This is a genomic window from Arthrobacter sp. 135MFCol5.1, assembly GCF_000374865.1.
Classification (GTDB): domain Bacteria; phylum Actinomycetota; class Actinomycetes; order Actinomycetales; family Micrococcaceae; genus Arthrobacter.
Map to the genome: position 1 here is coordinate 87,666 of NZ_KB895459.1, position 21,562 is coordinate 109,227.

The following is a 21,562-nucleotide window of genomic DNA, read 5'->3' on the forward strand; positions in this document are numbered from 1 at the left end:
AAAGGAATGACCATGTTTTCCAAAATCCTCATCGCCAACCGCGGAGAAATTGCCGTCCGCGTCATCCGGAGCTGCCGAACCCTAGGGATCCAGTCCGTCGCCGTACATTCAGAAGCTGATTCCGCGTCACTGCACGTACGTGAAGCCGATGAAGCAGTGAACCTGGGTGCCGGACCGGCGAGCGAGAACTACCTCAGTATCGATCGGATTATCGCCGCTGCCCAGGAAACCGGTGCCGAGGCCATCCATCCGGGATATGGCTTCCTGTCCGAAAACGCCGGCTTCGCACAGGCAGTTGCGGACGCAGGCCTTGTCTTCATCGGCCCCAGCCCGGACGCCATCTCAACCATGGGCGAGAAGGTTGCCGCCCGGGCAGTAGCAATCGCCGCAGAAGTACCCCTCGCCCCGGGCTCCAAAGGGGCCATCAGGGGAGCGAATGACGTTATCGACTTCGGCGCTGAACACGGATACCCAATCCTCGTCAAGGCATCAGCTGGAGGCGGCGGCCGCGGCATGCGGCTTGTCGAATCCGAGGAACAAGCAGAAGATGCTGTCGCGGCAGCAGTCCGCGAGGCAACAGCGGCTTTCGGCAACGGCGAGGTATACCTCGAGCGCTACCTCACCAGCGCCCGGCACGTCGAAGTGCAGGTTTTCGCTGACAAACTGGGTACCACCGTCTACGTCGGTGACAGGGACTGCTCGGTCCAGCGCCGCCACCAGAAGCTGATCGAAGAATCCCCTGCCCCCGGCCTGTCATCCGAACTGCGAGCAGCCATGGGAGCCGCAGCTGTCCGCCTTGCCGAGCATGTGAGTTATGCCGGGGCTGGAACAGTGGAATTCCTGGTGGAAGGTGACAAGTTCTACTTCCTTGAAATGAACACCCGCATCCAGGTCGAGCACCCGGTTACCGAGTTGGTCCACGGTGTCGACCTGATCGCAGAGCAGATTCGTGTGGCGGCAGGTGAGAAGCTCGGACTTACTGACAATCTAACTCCCAACGGCGCGGCAATTGAGGCGCGAATCAACGCCGAAGACGTAGCTGGAGGAAAATTCCTTCCCGCTCCGGGGCTCATCGAGGAGCTCGTCGCGCCCGACGGCGAAGGGCTTCGCTTCGATGCCGGCTACCAGAGCGGAGACGAAGTACTTCCGTACTACGACAGCCTCATCGGGAAGCTCATCGCCTACGGACCAGACCGTGAAACGGCGCTTGCCCGGCTGGAAGACGGCCTGGAACGGCTGGTTATCAAGGGTGTTCCGACGACCGTTCCTGCCTCCCTGAAGGTCATACGCCACGAAGACTTCCAGGCGGCACGTTTCACCACCCGCTGGCTCGAAGAGACCGTCGATTTCTCCGAAGAGGAGGAGGAGGCGTTGGCGCGCAACGAAGTCGAAGTAGGCGGACGCTTTTACATCATTCCCCAGTTCTCGGACAGGCCCGGCGCCCGCAACGGCTCACACTGGACCCCGCCGGCGGAGGAAGCCGCCAGCAATGGAGGACAGCGCCCACGCACAGCCCGTGCGCGGGGCAAGGGCAAAGCTTCGGACGGTAGCGTCAAGGCGCCCATGCAGGGAACGATCATTAAGGTCAACGTCGAAGAGGGCCAGGACGTAGCAGCCGGGGACATCCTCTTCGTACTGGAAGCAATGAAAATGGAAAACCCGATTCAGGCGCCCGCTGCCGGAACCGTCGGAACAGTTCACGCCGCAGTTGGTGACTCGATGGCAGCCGGCACGCTGTTGACCCAGCTCCTCCTGGAAGAGGTCAACGGATGAAACCCTTCCGCTCACTCCTTTTCGTCCCCGGTCACAAACGAAGCTGGATCGACAAGGCCCTCGCCTCCGAGGCCGATGCCATCATCATCGACCTGGAAGATTCGGTCCCGGAACCGGACAAGGCCCTGGCCCGTGCGAACGCCAATGAAGCACTGGACGCCTACCCCGGTGATAAGGGAATCCTCATCCGTCCAAACGCCCTGGACACCGTCCACTTCGGAGCGGACGTCGCTGAGACATCGCACCCAAACCTGACCGGTTTCCTGCTGCCCAAGCTCTTCTCACGGGATGACGTGGTGCGCTTTGACGCACTGGTCACCGCCGCCGAACTCGCGCACCAGATTCCCCGCGGTTCCGTGGAACTGATTCCCTCACTGGAGACGGCAGCGTCCATCAGCAAAGTCGACGAGATTCTTGCCGGACCCAGGGTCGGCGGTGTCATGGCAGCAGCCGCAAAGGACGCCGATGTGTCCCGCGAAGTCGGCTTCAGCTGGACCCCGGAGGGAGCCGAAACCCTCTACCTGCGCAGCAAAGTCGTCCTCGCGGCCCGGGCCGCAGGTCTGCGCAGCATCGTCCTTGGGCTCTGGCAGGAGGTCTCGAACATCGACGGTCTCAAACGCTTCGCCACCGACAACCACGGCCTTGGCTACACGGGACAGGTGCTAATTCACCCCACCCACGCCCCGGTGGCAAACGAGTCCTATGGCCTCTCTGCCGCCATGCGTGACTACTACCAAGGGCTGGTCGAGGCCTTCGAAGACGGCCAACGCCAAGGGCACGGCGCCGTCTCCTACCGCGGCGACCACATTGACCTCGCCCATGCCAACCACGCCCGGCAGGCCCTAGCCTTCGCAGGCAACAACTAACGACGCCATCCCCAAGCCCCACCCACCACCAGGAGACACACCATGGCCGGAATGTATTACGAAGACTTCCAGGTAGGCGAAGTAATTCGCCATGAAGTCACACGCACCGTCACCGAGACGGACAATCTGCTGATCACCACCTTGACCATGAACGTCCAACCCCTGCACCTGGACGCAGAATTTGCATCCAAAAGCATGTACGGCAAGCAGATCGTCAACAGCATCTTCACACTGGGACTTGTGACGGGTATTCCCGTTCAGGAAACAACGCTCGGGACCACACTGGGAAATCTCGGATTCCGTGACATCGAGTTCCCCAAGCCGGTCTTCTTTGGCGATACCCTGCGCGTGGAAACGGAAGCGCTGGATAAGCGCGTCTCCAATTCCCGCCCGGAAACCGGCATCGTAGGCATCGAGCACCGCGGGTACAACCAGCACGGCGACCTTGTCTGTGTCGTCCGGCGGACCGCCCTGATGAAGCGTCGCGAGAACGCGCAGGCTGAGATTCCCTTGCACGCTTAGACCGGCGGGAAGAGACCAGCAAGCCCGTCTTCAGGACGTGAAGTAGGCCGGCCAGCATAATGCTGGCCGGCCTACTGGCTTCAAGGCCCGCCTGCACATTACGCCAGCCGAGGGCTCACTCGGCCAGAGGAATGCGGAAACCACCAGGACCAGACAGTGCCCTTCCTTGACAAAATTCAGATGTGGGCCGACCGCCGCCCCGATGACACGGCCGTGGTCGTTAACCGCGGCGGCTACACATGGGCGGAGCTTTGTGCAGCAGCGGAACAACTCCTGCCGTCCACCCCCCAGATCTCGATCCTTTGCGAACCTAACTCGCCCGAGTTTGTTGCACGGTTCTGTGCGGGTGTGGCCTCGGGACGACAAGCCGCTGTCCTTGATCCTGCATGGACGGAACAGTCACGTACTGCAGTCCTCCAAAAACTTCCACGGCCATCTCCGGCCGGCGGCACCGCCCTCGAAGATGGTGACCCCGACTGGCCTTTCCTGATTGGTTTCACCTCCGGCACGACTTCAACACCCAAAGCCTTTATCCGGTCGCGACGGTCATGGCAGACATCGTTCCAAGCCTCCATTGAGTTTTTCGGCCTCAGGCCCGACGATAAAACTCTTGCCCCGGGCCCTCTCGCAGCAACCCTGAATCTGTACGCGCTCTCCGAGTGCTTGTACTCAGGAACTGAATTCCACTCCTTGCACTCCTTTGACGTCGGAGACGCCCACTCGGCCATCACCCACGACGGCATAACCAGGTTGGTAGTGGTTCCCACCATGCTCCGGCTTCTCAGCGAACGGGGGCTCACCTCTGGCGTCGATGCCTCGGCAATAACCAGCATCGTCTGTGCAGGATCCAAGCTTGACGCCCGGACCTTGCGGGCAGCCAGGAGATGGGCACCCAATGCCACCATCTTCGAATACTACGGAGCTGCTGAGCTCAGTTTCGTTGCCGGACGCGAACTTGGCCCAAAGGACTTACTGGATACGGAGGGCACCGCCATCGGGAGGCCTTTCCCCGGTGTAGAGATCCAGATCACCGACGACGAAGGCAAGCCCGTTGTGGAGGGGACCCCGGGCAACATCAGCATCAGAAGCGCCATGGTGTGCCAGGGCTACCTCTGGGGCGATGACGGGACATCATTTCGCGTTGTCGACGGCCGCTACACAGTAGGGGACCAGGGGTACCTCAAGGGATCCGAACTCCACATACTCGGACGCAGCGCGGACATGGTTAATACGGCCGGCAGGAACGTCTATCCCCATGAAGTTGAAATCGCGCTGGCCGCAATCCCCGGGGTAGAAGCTGCTGTGGCCGCGGGTGTACCTGATGACCTGCGGGGCCAGCGCATGGTGGCCGCCATCCTGCCTTCATGCGGAAGCCTCACCGCTATTGCCTTGCGGGCCGGGCTGGAAGAAGCACTTAGCACTGACAAGATGCCAAGGGATTACTACCTGCTCGACGAACTGCCAGTAACCGACAGAGGGAAGATCAGCCGGGGCATGCTTCAGGAATGGATCAGTTCAATGGATCCCAGAGTGCGCCGCCTGCCCTGAACGATTTGCTACCCCGTTCACCGTCAGCTGCCTCATACAGGCCGACCTCAAAGGCCCGGGAACCGCCATACGGTTCCCGGGCCTTCTTGTTCCTCCAGGAAGGAGGTTCTGCTGAGTAGTTCAGCGAGACGATTAGCGCCGAGGCGGAAGCGGCTTCACGGGCAGGTCCGCGGTTCCCGGTTCGGCCGCAGTGACGCGCTTCCGCTTTGCGGGACTGGTCTCGGGAATGAAGAACAACGCGAGTGCTGTGATCGCGGCGCATCCGACCATGTAGAAAGCAGGCGACAAGGATGAACCGGTTGTTCGGACCAGCAACTCACAGAAAAAGGGTGCTGTGCCTCCCAGGGTCAGGTTGGTCAGATTGTTGCCCAAAGCGATGCCTGTGTACCGGTACTGCGGCTCAAGCAACTCGGCGTAAGTGGAGAAGGAACTTCCGGACACCGTGGCCACTGCCCCAACAAGGAGTACCTGCCCGCAGGTCGCCAGGAAGGGTGTTCCACTGGCCATCAGCATGAATGCCGGCACTCCACCGACAAGCCCTACGACAACCCCGATGGCCATCATTCGTTTGCGGCCGAAACGGTCCCCCAAATATCCGGACAGCATCAGCACGCCGACGCCGACAGTTAGGGCAACGCACGTGGACCAGAAAGCCTGCTGGGCGGTCAGATGCCCGCTGGTCTGCATGTAGGACGCCGCATAGATTGAGCAGACATAGTACCCGCCAACGATAAAGGCCCCCAGGCCGGTGATCTTGACGATAGTGCCGCGGGCATTGCTGACGAGAGCCTTGAACGGAACCTCCGCGATCTCATTCTTTGCCTGCATCTCGAGAAACGATTCCGTGTCGTGCAGCTGCGTCCGAAGCCACACGCCTACCAGCCCCAGTACCAGGCTGAGCAGGAAGGGGATACGCCAGGCAATCTCGAGAACCTGTTCCGGTGTGAAAACGGTGTTGAGCAGCAAGGCTACAAGGGAGGCCGAGAGCGAACCGAGGTAGGTTCCCGCGTTAACAACAGAGGTCTGGAACCCCCGGGCATGTGCCGGTGATTTTTCCGCGACAAACGCCATGGCGCCTCCGAGTTCACCGCCGGCTGCTATCCCTTGAATGCAGCGGCAGAGCACCAGGATCGCTGTGGCCCAAACACCGAGCGTGACGTAACCCGGCAGCATCCCAATGGCCGCAGTTGCACCCGCCATAAGGAGAATAGTCAGGGACAGAGCCCGCTTTCGCCCGTACTTGTCACCGATGTGGCCGAAGAGGATTCCTCCGGGGATTCGGACGATAAAGGCTACAGCGAAGGTCGCGAAGGTACCGAGAAGCCCGGCCGCCGGATCGTCCTTGACGAAGAACAACGCAGCCAACACCGTTGCCATGTAGCCGTAGATGCCAAAGTCGTAGTATTCCACGACCGTCCCAATCAGTGACGCGCGAACTGTCTTAACCGACGAGTCCTTCTTGTGCGTCTGCTTCTGAATTGTATTCAAGATGCCTCCTTGCATCGCGCGGCTGCTGCCGCCTGTGCCCACCTCAAAGGGGAATTTTCAAGATGACCTAACTCACACATCTTCTGACGAACAAGCGTACGTATGTCACGGCGAGGAGTCAATGCGTAGAAGATTGCGGGACGATCCAGTGCCGGGCTGGGCCCGGGGCCTGCTCTCGCGTGACGCACCAGAGGGGAACGGCGGGCCGGCGCGGGCAAATATGCCTGGCCCGCGGATTGCCCGATCGCATCAGGGACTGCACCCCAAGGTCTCCGATGCGCGCGCCGGAAGCTGGTGATTCCCAAGAAACCCAGCCTCATAGTGTTGCCAGCCACAAGAGTCGGATCTAAGATAAAACAAACGCTCGTTCGACGAGAGTTACATCTCGGTCAATAACGACTGGTCGGCCCAGCGTTTATGGCACGAAGACCTTAGGGTCACAATGGCATTTATCCAGCTCGACGTGGAGCGCGCCGGAGAGTTCGCTCCGAAAGAGAAAGCAACAGACATGGTTACGAACCGTACTGAGAACTACATCGACGGCGAATGGGTCCCGGCATCGGGGGCAGACGTCTCCAAGGTAGTTAACCCCGCCACCCTTGATGTCCTCGCTGAGATCCGGCTTTCATCCCTCGACGATGTCAACCGCGCAGTCGCAGCTGCCCGCAGAGCTTTTCCTTCGTTCAGTCGCACATCTTTGTCCGATCGATCCGCTCTTTTGAGCCGGATTCTGGAAATTTACAACCGTCGGCGGGGCGATTTTGCCGATGCCCTCACCGCCGAAATGGGTGCTCCGACCACATTGGCGCACGGCGCCCAGAGCTATCTCGGCGCCGCCCACCTGAGCGAAACCATTGAGGCGCTCGGACGGATGGAACTCGAAGAACAACGGGGAACCACGGCCATTGTCCGTGAGCCGGCAGGCGTCGCGGCGTTGATTACCCCATGGAACTGGCCAATCAACCAAATTTTCACGAAGCTCGCTTCCGCCCTCGCTGCGGGTTGCACTGTCGTGCTGAAGCCCAGCCAGATAACGCCGCTGGATGCTCTACTCACCGCCGAGATCCTTGAAGAAGCCGGAGTGCCAAAGGGTGTATTCAACCTGGTCCATGGCAAAGGCACCGAAATCGGCAGGGCTCTGGCATCCCACCCCGATGTCGACGTCGTTTCGTTCACCGGCTCGACCAGGGCAGGTCGGGACATCTCCAAGGCGGCGGCCGACACAATCAAAATCGTCCACCTCGAACTTGGTGGCAAGTCTGCGAACATTCTCCTTGACGACGCAGACTTCGAGGACGCAGTTAAGCGCGGGGTAGACGTTTGCTTTTCAAACGCCGGACAGTCCTGCAGCGTTGCTACCCGGATGCTCGTACCTCGGGAGCGACTGGAAGAAGCGGCGGAACTTGCAAAGAAGGTTGCCGAGAACTACGTGGTCGGTGATCCCACCTCCCCGGACACCACAATGGGCCCGATTTCCAATCCCTCACAGTGGGAAACCGTCCAGACGCTGATTAAAGCCGGAATCGACGAAGGCGCGACGCTGGTCACCGGTGGTCCCGGGAAGCCTGAAGGCCTGGACAAGGGCTACTTTGCGAAGCCCACCATTTTCTCCGACGTCGACAACAAGATGACCATTGCCCAAGAAGAAATTTTTGGTCCGGTGCTGAGCATCATCGGCTATGACACGGAGGAAGAAGCGATTGAGATCGCCAACGACTCCATTTACGGCCTGGCCGGCGCTGTGCAGTCACAGGATATCGAACGCGCCCGGCGAGTAGCGGCACGCATCCATGCAGGCCATGTCTACATCAACAACCAGACTGACTCCTATGCCGCCTCGCCGTTCGGTGGTTTCAAGCAGTCCGGAAACGGCTATGAGCACGGCGAATGGGGCATCCACGGCTTCCAGGTCATCAAGTCCATTCTGGGCGCCTACTAGGACCAGCGGTCAGTCTCCCCTTGGGCGAAAGTAAAGATTAGCCGAAACGCTCTAGAACCAAGAATGCCCTGGAGGTGCCAGCTATGGTGACTTCCGGGGCATTCTGCGTCTACTGTTCAAGCCATACTGGCGTAAGGGCGCCCGTCTTTGGCCCTAGTCTTTGAGGCGTCTGGTAAGCACTTCAAACTCCTCCACGGAACGGACGGTCATCCCCTGCTCCGCGCTGGTCTCGTCACGGATCCGCTCTGCCGCCTGATGGCTGCCCTTCAGTGCGCCATCGTCGGCCCACAGGGTTATTGATATTGACCTGTCATTCCCATATAGGTAGTAAATGCCCTGGCATCCAGGCATTTCCAGAACCTTCTGAACGGTTTGTTCAGAAGGTGCACCGGTGCTTTGAGGGCCGGGAGTATAAGTGCTGACTCTGGCGAACATCGTTTTCCTTTCAAGCGGCTTTGGAGACGGCCTGCCACAGAGCAAAAACCCCTTCCCGCCGTGACTTCGGACTCCTCCCTTAAGTAAGGAGCGTTCCACGGCCGTCCACAACCCCCCATGTTTCGGATCTCACCCATGCACTGAAACGATGCTAAAGGGGGGCCCGTGCGGCACAACGTCCCCCGCCTTGAACGCCTTGCCCGTCGCAAGTGCTTGCAACGCAAGGCTCAGCCGGACCAAGTCCCACCGCCTGCCGCCGACGGCGGCAAAAGAGCCACCTAATGTCCCGTGTTGCCCACTGGATGTAGGAAGCCAGCGGTATTGCGACACCGAGGTGAAGGCATCCCGCCACTTGATTGACATGCGGTGAGACGCAGGTAACATTACATATGAACGAGCGATTGTTCGCATCCGTTTTCGATCAATGAGGATCTGGCTCAGCGGCCACGATTGGAGAAACATGAAAGCGCTAGTACTCACAGGATTCGGCCAGGAGCTGGAGGTTCTTGACGTTGCCGAGCCGCAGCTGACGCCCAAGGGTGCCATCATTAGGGTCGAAGCGAACGGCATCTGCCGCAGCGACTGGCACCTCTGGATGGGGGACTGGGACTGGCTGGGACTCAAACTCGAGCTTCCCCACGTAATGGGACATGAATTCGCTGGCGTCATTGAAGAAGTCGGCTCCGAAGTATCCCGCTACAAAAAAGGTGACCGCGTTGTCGTTCCGCACGCTCACGGATGTGGACACTGTGAGTACTGCTTGGCCGGCCACAACAACATCTGCGAAAACGTATCCTTCGCCGGGACGAATTACTGGGGCGGCTACGGGCGGTTCGTCCAGGTTCCTGACGCCGACCGCAACCTCGTGAGCCTGCCCGATAACGTCGACTTCGACGCGGCAGCCGGTCTTGGCTGCCGGTTCATGACTGCGTTCCATGGCATTGTGGACCAGGTTAGCGTGAAGCCAGGGGAGTGGGTCTCGGTACACGGGTGCGGCGGGTTGGGCCTGTCAGCTATCCATATTGCTGCCGCTATGGGAGCCAACGTCATCGCTGTGGACATTAACGAAGATTCGCTTGCCTTGGCAAAGTCACTGGGCGCCGTAGCAACAGTCAACGGTCGGAACGAAGATCCGGTCGCGGCAATCCGTGACCTCACCAAGGGCGGGGCGCACGTAGCGGTAGATGCTCTTGGTATTTCAATCACTTGCCAGGCAGCAGTCAACAGCCTTCGGAAGCGCGGGCGCCTCCTGCAGGTGGGGCTGACATCCAAGGAAGAAAAAGGCATGATCGCCCTGCCCATCGACAGCATCGTCCTCCAGGAACTTTCAATCGTTGGTTCTGCAAATATGCCGGTTTCACGCTACCCGGACATGATGCGCATGGTGGAGCGCGGGGTACTGAACCCGGGCAGCATGATTACCAACCGGGTAGGACTTGAAAAAGCCGGAGAAATCATCGCATCCATGGGTGAATTCAAGGGGAGTGGCATTAGCGTCCTCAACCGCTGGTAGCAGGCGCGACGACGTTATGAATTTTTAAAAAACAAAGGGAAAAACGGCGTTGCGCCTAGGCCGGAAGAGCAGTGACAAGAGCCGCTTAGTACTACGACAAGCAGTCTCATCATGGTGGCGCTTCCCTGCACCCCCTTATGCGCAATTAACAGTTGGCGGGCCAGGACCCTTCCGTGCCGCGGTCGTGGGTATGGAGCGCTGCTTGCCTGGCGGCACGAGATCGCCGAAGCAGCTCAGTTGCGGGGAGTGGGTTCGCGTATCCGAGTGAAGTTCCCCGCGCTCTTGACGGCCGCGGTTTCAGCAGACGCCGCAGGACGACCATCATGGTCATCCTGCGGCGTCTTTCTTGTTTCCGCAAGCTTCAAACGCTGGATGCAGGTCGATTTCGGAACTTTCAAAAAGCGGTTGACACGTGTCTGAGATCACAGCAAACTAGTGTATGTTCGTATCAACGGCGGACTGCTGATTGTCTTCCCACAATTCGTATGCGGCGCGCAATGGAGCAGCCCCGAGATGGTTATTCGTCTCAAACAGAAGAGGCCCGAAAATGTCTACCGAAACCAATGAGGACCGTAGTACCAGCACCGAAATCCAGGATCTGAGCCGTAGGCTCACACGCCTCGAGGACGTGCAGGCTATCGAGAAGCTCAAGTACACGTACGCAGGCTACTGCGACGATTCCTACAACCCTGATGGCATCGCCCGCTTGTTCGTAGAAGACGGCCGGTGGATCGTCGACGGGGAAGGCGCCACTCTGGTCGGGCGTGAGGAAATCCGGAAACACTTCGAGGCCCTCTCCGAACGGATCTCCTGGGCACTGCACTTCGTGATGGCGCCCAACATTGAAATCTCTGCTGACGGAACCAGCGCAACCGGGACGTTTTATCTCCTGTGCCTGTGCACCATCGAGCAGACCGATAACCCAGAGCAGAAGGATGCAGTTGTCCTCACTGTGACTTACTCGGACAAGTTCATCAAGCGTGACGGAAACTGGCTCTTCCAGGAGCTGATCGGGCGCACCCACCAGGTCTCGAACTGGGACAAGGGCTGGGTCGAACAACAGTTCCGCGACTGATCTTCTCTCCAGCACTATTTGCGCTGGTTCGCCGACAGCAACGGCGTCGGCAATATTCGCTTCTCCCGCTAAGGAACCATCATGAAATGCTCACTGACCTCCCGGCAGACCCTCTCGGCTGCCGCCGCAGTACTGACCGCTCTGCTGTTCACGGGCTGCACCGCCGAGGGACCCAACGCAACCTCTGCCGCGGGCGGCGCATCCGGCTCTGCAGCGCAGGCCGGGGGAGCTCCGCTTCCCGTCGACAAGCTGTGCGGTGACAAGCCCATAAAGATCGCCCACGTTGCCGGATTCGGCGCCAACTCCTGGCGCAAAATCACTGAGGCAGAGCTCAAGGACGAGCTCTCTGCATGCAAGAACGTGACGGTTGACTACTCGCAGGCCGACGGCGATCTGCAAAAGTACATCACCGCCATTAACTCGTACAGCGCTCAAGGCTACGATGCGATTGTCACCTATGACGACTTCGGCAGCCAGGCACTGAGTGCCCTCTCAAATGCAAAAAAGGCAGGCGTTGTCGTGGTACCCTACATCGCGGACCCGGGTGGCAAAGTCGGCGTGGATTACGACGGCTACGTGGCCTACGACTTCAAAACTGAGGGCGACACTGCCGCAAAGTGGTTGGCGAAGCTTGTGCCATCCGGTGGCAACGTCATCTTCACAGGCGGTCTCCCCAGCGGCAGCCCCTCAACGGTCGAGCTCCTCAAGGGCATTCAAGCGACTAACGATCAATCAGGCGCTTTCAAGCTTGCTACCCCGGACCCCATCGCTTCGAGCTGGGATCCTGCGTACATGCAGCGCGCAATGTCCGGTGTACTCACCAAGTTCGACAAGATTGACGGATGGGCCTCAGATTACGGCGTAGCTGATTTGGGTGGGCTTCGAGCAATGCTCAACGCCAACCGGCCGATTCCGCCCCTGGCGACTTCTGCTACCGATAACGAGCTGGGCTGCTTCTGGCTGGAAAATAAGGACAAGAACCCGAAATTCCAGCTTCTGACCCAGGACGGCACGACAACCGTTGTTCGCATCGCCGGCCGCAAGGCCTTGGCCGCCGTGAACAAGCTCCCAGACAACGAGCCTGAACTCTTCAAGCTCAATACGTTCGTGGATACGGCGAACGGAAAGCTTCCGACCTGCAACAAGGACTTGCCGCCGGACGCTGATCTGTCCTCCGCCCTGTCACCGGAGAAGTTGAAGGCAGTCTTCCAGTGACTTCCTCTGTCCACAGAGCTGCACCCAAGGAGACCACTGTGATCCAACAGAACCCTCTGGGACTGGCGCAGGAAGGGCTGCGCACCACGACGGACGACGGCCAGACAGTTCTTCGGTTGCAGGGCGTCGACAAGCGCTACCCCGGCGTTCATGCGCTGAAGCACGTCTCCCTAGACGTCCGCCGGGGCGAGGTTCACGCCCTGGTCGGCGAAAACGGTGCCGGCAAGTCCACGTTGGTCGGGGTCGCGGCTGGAGCTGTTCTACCCGACTTGGGATCTGTCGAGATTGCAGGCGCGGTCACTGATTCGCCGACGCCCCGTTGGAGCCGGGAGCAAGGTCTGGCCATTGTCTACCAGGAGCCGGCGCTGCTGCCCCACCTGACAGTGGCAGAAAACATGCGACTCGGCATGCCGAAGGCGCTCCGGCCCACTGTGGCCGAGCAGGTGCGCTGGGCCGAAGGTATCCTTGAAGGCTGGAAGAACGTTGCTTCCATCGATCCTCGAACCCTGGTGGGAAGCCTCAAACCGGACGCCCGCTTCGTCGTCGAAATTGCCCGGGCGATGGCAGAGGACCCCAAGGTCATCGTGCTGGATGAACCCACGGAGCATCTGCTCCCTGCTGCAGTCGAGGAACTGTTCCATCTCATCGATGCAGTCGTCCGCCGCGGGGGCGCCGTGGTCTACATCTCCCACAAGATCAACGAAGTCAAGAAAATCGCAAACACGATCTCTGTTCTCCGCGACGGCGCCTTGGAGGGCACCTTCCCGGCGGCCGAGATGACCGAACAGGACATCGTCGATCTCGTCGTCGGGCACCAGAAGTCCCGGGAAGCTGCACGAACCACGACCCTTGACGCGGCGGCACCGGTACAGCTGAAAATCAACGAGCTAAGCGGGCACGGTTTTTCCAACGTCAGCCTGGAGGTCCGGGCCGGTGAAATCGTGGGTTTCGCCGGAATCGAAGGCCAAGGACAGCGTGACGCGCTGAGGGCCCTGGCAGGATTGTCACGAAGCAGCGGCACGGTGACCATCAACGGCAACGAGATCAAGCTGGGAAGCACAACCAACGCCATGCGCGATGGGATCGTATATCTGCCCCATGACCGGCACAACGAAGGCATTTTTTCCCGGCTGAGCCTCCGCGAAAACGCGTCAATCGGGTCGATCACAAAGTTGGCAAGGGCCGGGGTGGTGCGCTCCCGGCAGGAGCAGAAAACCGTCAATCAGCAGTTTTCGTCCCTGCGGGTCAAAGCACCTTCTGCGGAAGTCGACATCGACGCACTGTCAGGGGGCAACCAACAGAAGGTCGTGCTCAGCCGTGTCCTTCTGGGCGGCTCACCGGTTTTGTTGGCTGATGAGCCGACCCAGGGTGTCGACGTCGGGGCCCGTGGCGAAATCTACCAAATCCTTCGCGCGGCGGCAGCCCAGGGTGCCTCCATCATCGTCTTGTCCTCATCAGCGGCCGAGCTCGAAGAACTGTGCGACCGGGTGGTCGTCTTTTCACGGGGCCAGGCAGCGAAGGAACTGACAGGCGACGATGTTTCGGAACGCAGAATCACCGAAGCTGCCCTCACCGCCAGTCAGCACCGAAGCGTCTCAACAGACGTAAAGCGGCCGCAGAAGAGGTGGCGGCGACAGCTGGCGGAGAATGATTTGATGCCAGGCGGCGTGCTTCTTTTGGCCACCATTGTCCTCGGGATCGTAGCCTCCACGCAGAGCAGTTTCTACCTGACGCCCCGCAACTTTGGGCTGGTCCTGCCGCTGGTTGCTATCCTCGCGTTCTTTGCCATAGCACAACAGCTGGTCATGATGGTCGGGGCGATAGACCTCTCAGTCGGGCCCCTCGCCGGATTCCTTGTCGTCCTCGGCTCGTTCGTACTATCGGAGTTCCGCTCACCTGTCGGCATAGCAATCGGCATCCTGATAGTTACTCTCGCAGCTGTTGCGGTAGGGGTACTTAACTGGTTCCTTACTACCGTGGTGAAGATAACCCCGCTCATCGCGACCCTCGTCACCTTCACTGCACTTCAAGGCTTCGCCTATCTGCTGCGTCCTCTCCCGGGCGGCCGGATGGATCCAAACTTCACGAAGATGGTCACTACCCCTTGGGGTTTTGTTCCCTGGATGCTCGTTGGCGCGATCGTCATCGCGCTCGTACTCGAGGTAGTCCTGCACAAGTCCCTCTTCGGGGTCCGGCTCCGCGCAGTGGGTTCGAACCCTGTGACGGCAAAAAAGGTCGGTGTGAAGTCCAACCTGGTGGTACTCACCGCGTACGTTGGCTGCTCGGTCCTGGTCGTTCCCGCCTCACTGCTGCTCATGGCGCAGGCAGGAACCGGAAACGCAAGCATTGGCGACAGCTACACGCTCGCGAGCATCGGCGCTGTCGTCCTGGGCGGTGCCAGCATCTTCGGCGGCCGCGGTTCATTCATTGGCGCCATCATGGGAGCGGTCCTCGTGATCCAGGCCAATACCGTGGTGCAGTTCCTGGGGCTGCAGATGTACTGGCAACAGTGGTTCATCGGCGGCCTCACCCTTGCCGCGGCAGCCTTCTACTCAAAGACACGCTCCCTGTCGGAACGGATGTAGCACCATGACCATCACCAAAGACTCCGGCACACCTCGCCGTACCGCCGGGGAAGCAGCCCGTTCAGTGGCCGGGGCGATGACCCGCTCGCCTATTCTCATCGCTACCGTGGGGCTATTCTTCCTAAGCTGGGTCATTGCGCCGGGAAGCGTCTCTCGAAGCTCGATCGACTCCTTGCTCCCTTTCGCTGCCATTCTTGCCATCACAGCCATCGGACAGACACTCGTAGTAATGCTGAAAGGCATCGACCTCTCCGTCCCGGGCATGATGACCATGGGCGCACTCGTCAGTACCCAATTCGCGGCGAAGAACTCCGACAACGTCCCTCTCGCGCTGGCCGTCGTCGCCCTCATCGCCGTAGCCGTCGGCCTGGTCAATGGTCTGGTCATCGCTGTTTTCTCCGTGACGCCGCTCGTGGCCACGCTGGCGATGAATGCCCTGCTGTTGGGGGCAGCCCTTGCATACTCCGGAGGGACCCCAACCCGTGCTCCCCAGGCCGTCTCGGACTTTGCCCTGGACAAAACTGTTGGGGTGTCCAACACGGTCTGGCTCTCGATCCTTCTCGTGGTCATTGTGGCACTTGCCACCAAACACACAGTCTGGGGTCGGCGACTGGTTGCGGTCGGGGCCAATGAATCCGCTGCGAGAATCACAGGCATCCGGGTGGTCAGCCTCAAGGTCAGCGGCTACGTTGCCGCTGCGCTCTGCTACAGCGGCGCTGGTGTCCTGCTCGCCGGCTACATCAGTACGCCGAATACCAATGTCGGCAACCAGTATCTGCTACCGGCAATCGCCGCCGTGGTCGTGGGAGGGACGGCGCTCAACGGTGGGCGGGGCAAAATTCTGGGCACCGCGATCGGTGCGCTCTTCCTCAGCCAGCTGACCCAGCTGGTTCTGTCGCTTGGTGCCCCCTCGTCGACCCAACTCCTGATTCAGGCAGCCGTCATCGCAGTGGCCGTCGGGTCGCAATCGGTCCATGGAAAATCCCTCCTGAAGCGGCTCACCCCGCGACGGCCACTAAAAGAACAACCTGCCTAGGAAGCCCGTCCCCAGGCCCGCGATATCCCGTCGGCAGCTGGCTGCCACGCCCTCAACCCATTCTCGCCAATGAAAGGAAAGCCCGTGCCCGACAACAACGTCCGCCCGGTGAAGACCATCGCCCTTCTGGGCCGCAAACCCGGAATGTCCTTCGAACAGTTCAGCACCTACTGGCGTGACACGCACGCCCCTCTTGCGTCCAAAGTCCCCGGCGTAACCAGATACGTCCAGCGCCACATCGTCCCGGAGGCCGGGAACGGCGAACCGGATAACGACTTCGGCATTGATGGCATCGCCATTCTCGAATACGAAAGTCAGGAAGCTATGGAGCAGGGGTGGGCCACAGAAGCCGGACAGGCGGCCCTGGCAGATGTTCCCAATTTCCTGGGCAAGCACTCCGTTATCGTCCTCGAGGACTACGTCGTCGTCGACAACAACTGAATTCCATCCGCTTTTCAACAGAAAGACCTGAGATCAATGGATATTGGTGGAGTCTATTTCTTCACAGATGAAGGCCCGGATCCGGTGAAGTTCGCACAGGAGATGGAAGCCTACGGCTTCGAATCCCTGTATGTGCCTGAACACACACACTTTCCCACGTCGAGGAAGACCCCCTACCCTGCCGCGTACGGGGGAGGGGAGCTTCCCAACTTCTATCTGCGCACCTACGACCAGGTGGTGACGCTTTCATACATCGCAGCGACCACAAAGCTGAACATCGGCACCGGCGCCTGCCTGATCGCCCAGCATGACCCAATTTCGAAAGCCAAGCAGCTGGCGACTCTCGACTACCTGTCCGGCGGCCGCTTGACCGTCGCTGTTGGTCTCGGCTGGAACGCGGACGAGGCCGAAGCCCACGGCGTTATCTGGAAGCAGCGCTTCAGCATCGTCAAAGAAAAAGTTGCTGCAATGCGTGCCCTCTGGACTGAGGACGTTGCGAGCTACGAGGGCAAACACGTCCATCTCGCCCCGAGTTGGTCATGGCCCAAGCCGCAGCAGGCGGGCGGTCCGGCCGTGTTCATCGGCGGTGCCGGTCCTACCACCTTCAAACATGCGGCTGAATGGGCCGATGGCCTCTACATCGTCCCGCCGCCTGATGACCCGACCCTGGAAAAGACGCTTCCCAAATTCTGGGAAATCGTGGAGGAAGCTGGACGCGACCCGAAGACTATGCGCGTAGCTGTGGCCTCGGCGCCCCCGGACGCAAAGGTGCTGGAAAAGTACGCCGAGCAGGGAATCGAAAGGGCAGTCCTCTGGATTGACCCGTCCGATCCCAACCAGGCCTTCCAGAATTTGGAAGCCGCGGCAAAGGCCATGCAGGAATTCCAGCAGTAGGCCCCCGGCTTCACCGCATAAAACGAAGCACTGATCCCGTCATTGGGCCAAAGGAGGAGTCCTCTCCCGCCTGCACCCAATGACGGGATCACCCTCTATCGTCTGAACAAGCCCCAAGGATCAACATGCAACTCGACAACGCCTCGCTGCCTTCCATTGGCATTCTCGGTGGAACAGGCGCCCTCGGCGGTGGCCTGGCCTACAGATGGGCCGCAGCTGGCCTCCCGGTAGTCATTGGTTCCCGCAACGAAGAACGTGCTGCAGAAGCTGCAGCACGAATCAGCAACGGTATGCCAACGCACCGTTCCATCACCGGCGCGGGTCTGACTGCCTGCGCGGCAAACGCAGATATTGTCGTAGTCGCCGTGCCCTGGGATGCCCACAGGGAAACGCTCGAACAAATACGTGACGCCGCCCGCGGGAAGATCGTGATCGACGTGGTCAATCCGTTGGCCTTTGACAAGGGCGGTGCTTACGCCCCTCCTGTGCAGGAAGGTAGCGCTGCACAGCAGGCACAGGCACTACTGCCGGAGTCCAATGTCGTGGCCGCCTTCCACCACGTCTCGTCCGTACTGCTTTCCGATCAAACAGCAGAAACTGTAGAGACGGACGTCATGGTGTTGGGGGACGACGCCGATAGCACCAAAAAGGTGCAGGAACTTGTCGGACTGATTCCCGGGATGCGCGGCATCTATGCCGGAAAGCTGCGTACTGCCGCCGCCGTGGAAGGTCTCACGGCCAACCTTATCGCCGTCAACCGCAGGTACAAGACGCACGCTGGAATCGGCCTCACCAACGTCCAGGAGGTGGCACATGCCAAGGCTTGAGGGCAAAGTGGCGCTCATCAGCGGCGCCGCCCAGGGCATGGGCGCAAGTCATGCCAAGGCCATCGTCGAACACGGCGGCAACGTCGTGATCGGCGATGTTGATGACGAACGTGGCAAGATGTTCGCTGATTCCCTCGGATCGCGCGCCAGGTTCGTCCACCTCGATGTCCGCAACAGTGCCGACTGGGATGAGGCCGTTGCGCTGGCCGTGCGGGAATTCGGCGCGTTGAACGTCCTGGTCAACAACGCCGGTGTGCTGAGGCACAGTGGCATCGAGCAGTGCTCGGATGAGGAGTGGGAACTCGTCCTAGGGATCAATCTGGCAGGAGCCTTTAAGGGGATCCGAGCAGCCGCTCCCGAACTCAAGCGGTCGTCGCCGTCGACGATCATCAACATCTCATCCACCGCAGGACTCAAGGGCTTCGCAGGATTCACAGCATATGGATCGTCGAAGTGGGGTCTTCGCGGGCTGACAAAAAATGCCGCAATTGAACTGGCACCCTACGGGGTGAGGGTGAACTCCATACACCCAGGAAACATCAGGACCCAGATGATCGACGGGCTATACATGGACTTCAGCCATGTGCCCCAGGGCCGGGCAGGTGAACCCGAGGAGATCAGCAACCTCGTCGTGTTCCTCGCCAGTGACGAAAGCTCATTCTCAACCGGAAGCGAATTCATTGCAGACGGGGGCGAAACCACGGGGCTGCCCGCTATCGCCACCGCGGAATGATCTTCCGATAACGTCTTCCTATCACGCTACGCGGCCGGGTGCACGACATGGGTAGCCCGGCCGCTGGCCGGGGAAAAACCCGGACAGGAAGCAGGCAAACTGGGCCTTTCCCATTTGTCTTCAACATCTCCTGCGCGAAAAAGCGCGCTCGAACGTCCTCCCAGCAGACGTCGCCAGCCCGCGCAGGAGTCCGTCATCGGGACAGTATGGAATCGACTCTCCGAGGACCCCACGACGCGAAAATCGCCAACACTAAGCAAACGAATGTCCGTGCGTTAAGCTTGGGGGCATCGACAAAACGATAGGTGATGCACATGGTTACAACGGCAGAACGCGGCACTGCTCAGGCCATCCGCGAGGAAGCGGCCAAGCTGTTTTTCGAACGCGGCTACGATGCGACGAGCCTGCGGCAGGTTGCATCAGCGGTGGGGCTCATGGTGGGAAGCCTCTATAACCATATCGACAGCAAGGAACACCTTCTGCTGCAAATCATGGGCGGCATTATTGACGACCTGCTGGACAGCGCCCGCGAGGCTGTGAAGGTAGACGGAGACGCAGTCGACAAACTCCAAGCCGCGCTGGCTGCTCACCTGACTTTTCATGCTGAACGGGCACAGGAAGTTTTTATCGGCAATGCCGAACTGCGTTCATTGTCCACAGCCGCGCGGGAGGTCGTTATCGAAAAGCGGCATGAATATGAACTCTTCCTGCAAAACCTCATCGAAGATGCCGGGAAAGCTGGTCTCGCTGACGTCATAGACGCCAAGATTCACGTCTACAGTTTCGTCGCCCAGGCCACACACATTGCCAGCTGGTTCAAGCCAGGTGGACGCATGAAGCTCGATGAAATCGTCGCCATCTACACGAAGCTGGCCCTCCGCGAACTGAACGTTCCGGACGCTGACGCAAGAGTAGACCAGGCGCGCTAGCAGAATTTCAGCTCACCCAAATACAGGAAGCACCTGCATCAGTCCTGACATGGTGTGGCCTTCCCCAGCTGCCGGCTGATTGTCGCCGGCAAGGATGCACCCACGACGGGGAACCCGAAGCTCCGGGCACCCGGAAGCGGCCGTCTCCGACCGAATATGGCTCCAGCTGCACGCCAGTTACCGGCATGAGGATGCCGCGCGCTGGCCGTCCTTGTATCCGTTGGAATAGGCCTCATCGCTTCCAAGCCTGAACATGTCCTTATCGGCCGGTCGTACCAGGCTGCGCGCCGTGCCGGCAGCCGTGTCGAGATCATCGATGACAAGATGGGACAGGCCGCGCACCAATGCAACCGGGCACCCTTTCGACTTCCCTTTGACCAAATCAGCAGCGCCTGCGATCTCATCGGCGACGGCTGCAGCCGAAGCCAAAAGCAGGTTTCCGTACGGGTCATGAGTGCCGCGGTAATCTTCAAGCACCCGCACGCCGGCCGCCCCAATTGCCGCGTCTGTTTGCCCTTCACGCCACGGCCTACCAAGGGTATCGCTGAGGATGATTGCGATCCTGACGCCAAAGCGCAGTCGCAAGTCTGAGCACAACTGTCGGGCCGACGCGTCCGGATCCAGCGGAAGAAGCAGAACGGTGCCTTCAGGAGTGTTGCTGTTGTCAACACCTGCCGCGGCGAGAACCAGCCCCTGCCGATTCTCGACAATGCGAGTCAGCCCGCCAGGATAAGGCCTGCTTGCCACAAGCCGGACAGTCTCGGCGGTAATAGCTGCTTCCCGGTCGACGGCTGCCACGTGGCGGCCTTCAGCTTTGGAGACGATTTTGCTTGTGACCACAAGTATGTCCCCGTCTTGGATTCCTTCAGGCGATCTCGTAAGGGCGCTGCCGATAAGGTCGGCTAGGTCATCGCCGGATGTGACCTCGGGAATTCCTTCAAGGGCGGTGATTAAGATACCGGACATGGTTTCCTTTGCAAGGTGAGGTTCATTGTCGGGTGCGATGGGACAGAGTTGTTTCCAGATACGCCCCCCGATGGGACGAGTCCGGAAGAGAGCAGCACGCCACGCGTGTAGGCGCCCACTCCCCGCCTTATGGCGATGGCGAGGTCTTCGATGGTGTCCACGTCGAAGCGCAGGGTGGAACCGCCTGGGCTTGCCAGCGGCCTATGGCCTGCCTGCAGATGCGCCTCGTACGAACGGTGGCCGAAGCGGGGATGGACTTCCACGCCTGGCCGGGCCGAGATCAGGGTACTGCCGGTACCCTGCCGATCGGAGACCACGGCCAACGGATGCCGCCTCGCGACTACAAGTGTGTCTTCCAGATCCCCGACGGTGAGGCACGGCAAGTCAGCTGCTATCGCTGCAACAGGGACCTGGCAAAGTGACCGGGAGAGGGCGAAACCCGCTGCTACGGCGCCGTTTAGGCCCTGCCCGGGATCTGGAAGCACCTCGACCTTTGGATCGTTGAGTACGTCGACGGCGGGATCCGAGGAAACGATGACGATATGGGCGACGTTCGCAGCTGCAGCGGCCGCTGCGACAGTGTCCTGCAGAAAGCCGAGCGCGAGGTCCCGCCGGAGGGCAGGACCGAGTCGTTCCGATCCAAAATGACCCTGGAGACGGCTCTTTCCGTGGGGGCCCCCTTTGTAGGGAACGACTACCCACCATCCGGCATCCACGCTGGAAGGGGTTGAGTGGCAGCATCCAGTGGAAGGCGCCCTCGAGCCGTTGCTGACCATG

Annotated in this window: 19 protein-coding genes; 15 read left to right on the top strand and 4 right to left on the bottom strand. The window is 60.2% G+C overall.

The genetic code is table 11. From position 1 onward, the window contains the following. Positions 1-12: 12 nt before the first annotated feature. The 4 genes from C563_RS0113220 (at position 13) to C563_RS0113235 (ending at position 4,709) form a co-directional block, all read left to right on the top strand. Entirely contained in the window at positions 13-1,773 is a 1,761-nt protein-coding gene (locus C563_RS0113220) for an acetyl/propionyl/methylcrotonyl-CoA carboxylase subunit alpha (protein ID WP_018762541.1), read from the top strand. Beyond that, a complete protein-coding gene (locus tag C563_RS0113225; protein ID WP_018762542.1) occupies positions 1,770-2,639 on the top strand; it encodes an HpcH/HpaI aldolase/citrate lyase family protein in 870 nt (289 codons plus the stop codon). The genes C563_RS0113220 and C563_RS0113225 overlap by 4 nt, the downstream gene beginning before the upstream one ends. A 42-nt stretch (positions 2,640-2,681) precedes the next feature. Next, positions 2,682-3,161: a MaoC family dehydratase gene (locus C563_RS0113230; RefSeq protein WP_018762543.1), complete on the top strand. Its 480-nt coding sequence runs from the start codon at positions 2,682-2,684 to the stop codon at positions 3,159-3,161. A gap of 156 nt (positions 3,162-3,317) precedes the next feature. Then, positions 3,318-4,709: a class I adenylate-forming enzyme family protein gene (locus C563_RS0113235; RefSeq protein ID WP_026264795.1), complete on the top strand. Its 1,392-nt coding sequence runs from the start codon at positions 3,318-3,320 to the stop codon at positions 4,707-4,709. A gap of 132 nt (positions 4,710-4,841) precedes the next feature. Here C563_RS0113235 and C563_RS0113240 read toward each other — a convergent pair whose 3' ends face one another. After that, positions 4,842-6,197, bottom strand: coding sequence for an MFS transporter (locus tag C563_RS0113240; RefSeq protein WP_018762545.1), 1,356 nt, complete (start codon positions 6,195-6,197; stop codon positions 4,842-4,844). Positions 6,198-6,639: 442 nt separating this feature from the next. Between C563_RS0113240 and C563_RS0113245 the strand changes: the two genes are divergently transcribed. Next, positions 6,640-8,136 (top strand): aldehyde dehydrogenase family protein, encoded by a 1,497-nt coding sequence (locus tag C563_RS0113245; RefSeq protein WP_018762546.1) that lies wholly within the window; start codon positions 6,640-6,642, stop codon positions 8,134-8,136. 153 nt (positions 8,137-8,289) lie between these two features. On the opposite strand, the gene C563_RS0113250 is transcribed toward C563_RS0113245, so the two are convergent. Then, positions 8,290-8,571 (bottom strand): hypothetical protein, encoded by a 282-nt coding sequence (locus tag C563_RS0113250; protein WP_018762547.1) that lies wholly within the window; start codon positions 8,569-8,571, stop codon positions 8,290-8,292. Positions 8,572-9,031: 460 nt separating this feature from the next. Between C563_RS0113250 and C563_RS0113255 the strand changes: the two genes are divergently transcribed. From C563_RS0113255 to C563_RS0113300, 10 genes are all read left to right on the top strand, one after another. After that, entirely contained in the window at positions 9,032-10,084 is a 1,053-nt protein-coding gene (locus tag C563_RS0113255; RefSeq protein WP_018762548.1) for a zinc-dependent alcohol dehydrogenase family protein, read from the top strand. Positions 10,085-10,631: 547 nt separating this feature from the next. Then, positions 10,632-11,159, top strand: coding sequence for a nuclear transport factor 2 family protein (locus C563_RS0113260; protein WP_051083517.1), 528 nt, complete (start codon positions 10,632-10,634; stop codon positions 11,157-11,159). A gap of 81 nt (positions 11,160-11,240) precedes the next feature. Next, positions 11,241-12,374, top strand: a complete 1,134-nt coding sequence (locus tag C563_RS0113265) for a substrate-binding domain-containing protein (RefSeq protein ID WP_018762550.1) — start codon at positions 11,241-11,243, stop codon at positions 12,372-12,374. 116 nt (positions 12,375-12,490) lie between these two features. Further along, positions 12,491-14,959, top strand: coding sequence for an ATP-binding cassette domain-containing protein (locus C563_RS0113270; RefSeq protein ID WP_196803350.1), 2,469 nt, complete (start codon positions 12,491-12,493; stop codon positions 14,957-14,959). Positions 14,960-14,963: 4 nt separating this feature from the next. Continuing rightward, positions 14,964-15,995, top strand: a complete 1,032-nt coding sequence (locus C563_RS0113275; RefSeq protein WP_026264800.1) for an ABC transporter permease — start codon at positions 14,964-14,966, stop codon at positions 15,993-15,995. 84 nt (positions 15,996-16,079) lie between these two features. Beyond that, positions 16,080-16,436, top strand: a complete 357-nt coding sequence (locus C563_RS0113280; protein WP_018762553.1) for an EthD family reductase — start codon at positions 16,080-16,082, stop codon at positions 16,434-16,436. 36 nt (positions 16,437-16,472) lie between these two features. Beyond that, entirely contained in the window at positions 16,473-17,330 is an 858-nt protein-coding gene (locus tag C563_RS0113285) for an LLM class F420-dependent oxidoreductase (RefSeq protein WP_018762554.1), read from the top strand. A 125-nt stretch (positions 17,331-17,455) separates the two neighbouring features. Then, complete coding sequence (gene npdG, locus C563_RS0113290; protein WP_018762555.1) at positions 17,456-18,157, top strand: NADPH-dependent F420 reductase; 702 nt, start codon at positions 17,456-17,458, stop codon at positions 18,155-18,157. Then, a complete protein-coding gene (locus tag C563_RS0113295) occupies positions 18,144-18,890 on the top strand; it encodes an SDR family oxidoreductase (protein ID WP_018762556.1) in 747 nt (248 codons plus the stop codon). Before npdG ends, C563_RS0113295 begins: the two co-directional genes overlap by 14 nt. Before the next feature lie 314 nt (positions 18,891-19,204). After that, complete coding sequence (locus C563_RS0113300) at positions 19,205-19,819, top strand: TetR/AcrR family transcriptional regulator (protein ID WP_018762557.1); 615 nt, start codon at positions 19,205-19,207, stop codon at positions 19,817-19,819. A gap of 177 nt (positions 19,820-19,996) precedes the next feature. Here C563_RS0113300 and C563_RS0113305 read toward each other — a convergent pair whose 3' ends face one another. After that, positions 19,997-20,785 (bottom strand): coenzyme F420-0:L-glutamate ligase, encoded by a 789-nt coding sequence (locus tag C563_RS0113305; RefSeq protein WP_018762558.1) that lies wholly within the window; start codon positions 20,783-20,785, stop codon positions 19,997-19,999. Then, positions 20,770-21,561 carry a 2-phospho-L-lactate guanylyltransferase gene (gene cofC, locus C563_RS23025; protein ID WP_081624170.1) on the bottom strand — a complete coding sequence of 264 codons (792 nt, stop codon included), beginning with the start codon at positions 21,559-21,561 and terminating at the stop codon, positions 20,770-20,772. The genes C563_RS0113305 and cofC overlap by 16 nt, the downstream gene beginning before the upstream one ends. Position 21,562: the final 1 nt, after the last annotated feature.

Bases quoted from the DNA above. Each gene is read 5' to 3' on its own strand.
- C563_RS0113260 (WP_051083517.1), top strand. From the start codon at position 10,632: ATGTCTACCGAAACCAATGAGGACCGTAGTACCAGCACCGAAATCCAG.
- C563_RS0113275 (WP_026264800.1), top strand. From the start codon at position 14,964: ATGACCATCACCAAAGACTCCGGCACACCTCGCCGTACCGCCGGGGAA.
- npdG (WP_018762555.1), top strand. From the start codon at position 17,456: ATGCAACTCGACAACGCCTCGCTGCCTTCCATTGGCATTCTCGGTGGA.
- C563_RS0113295 (WP_018762556.1), top strand. From the start codon at position 18,144: ATGCCAAGGCTTGAGGGCAAAGTGGCGCTCATCAGCGGCGCCGCCCAG.
- C563_RS0113220 (WP_018762541.1), top strand. From the start codon at position 13: ATGTTTTCCAAAATCCTCATCGCCAACCGCGGAGAAATTGCCGTCCGC.
- C563_RS0113300 (WP_018762557.1), top strand. From the start codon at position 19,205: ATGGTTACAACGGCAGAACGCGGCACTGCTCAGGCCATCCGCGAGGAA.
- C563_RS0113230 (WP_018762543.1), top strand. From the start codon at position 2,682: ATGGCCGGAATGTATTACGAAGACTTCCAGGTAGGCGAAGTAATTCGC.
- C563_RS0113305 (WP_018762558.1), bottom strand. From the start codon at position 20,785: ATGTCCGGTATCTTAATCACCGCCCTTGAAGGAATTCCCGAGGTCACA.
- C563_RS0113285 (WP_018762554.1), top strand. From the start codon at position 16,473: ATGGATATTGGTGGAGTCTATTTCTTCACAGATGAAGGCCCGGATCCG.
- C563_RS0113225 (WP_018762542.1), top strand. From the start codon at position 1,770: ATGAAACCCTTCCGCTCACTCCTTTTCGTCCCCGGTCACAAACGAAGC.
- C563_RS0113245 (WP_018762546.1), top strand. From the start codon at position 6,640: ATGGCATTTATCCAGCTCGACGTGGAGCGCGCCGGAGAGTTCGCTCCG.
- C563_RS0113265 (WP_018762550.1), top strand. From the start codon at position 11,241: ATGAAATGCTCACTGACCTCCCGGCAGACCCTCTCGGCTGCCGCCGCA.
- cofC (WP_081624170.1), bottom strand. From the start codon at position 21,561: ATGGTCAGCAACGGCTCGAGGGCGCCTTCCACTGGATGCTGCCACTCA.
- C563_RS0113255 (WP_018762548.1), top strand. From the start codon at position 9,032: ATGAAAGCGCTAGTACTCACAGGATTCGGCCAGGAGCTGGAGGTTCTT.
- C563_RS0113250 (WP_018762547.1), bottom strand. From the start codon at position 8,571: ATGTTCGCCAGAGTCAGCACTTATACTCCCGGCCCTCAAAGCACCGGT.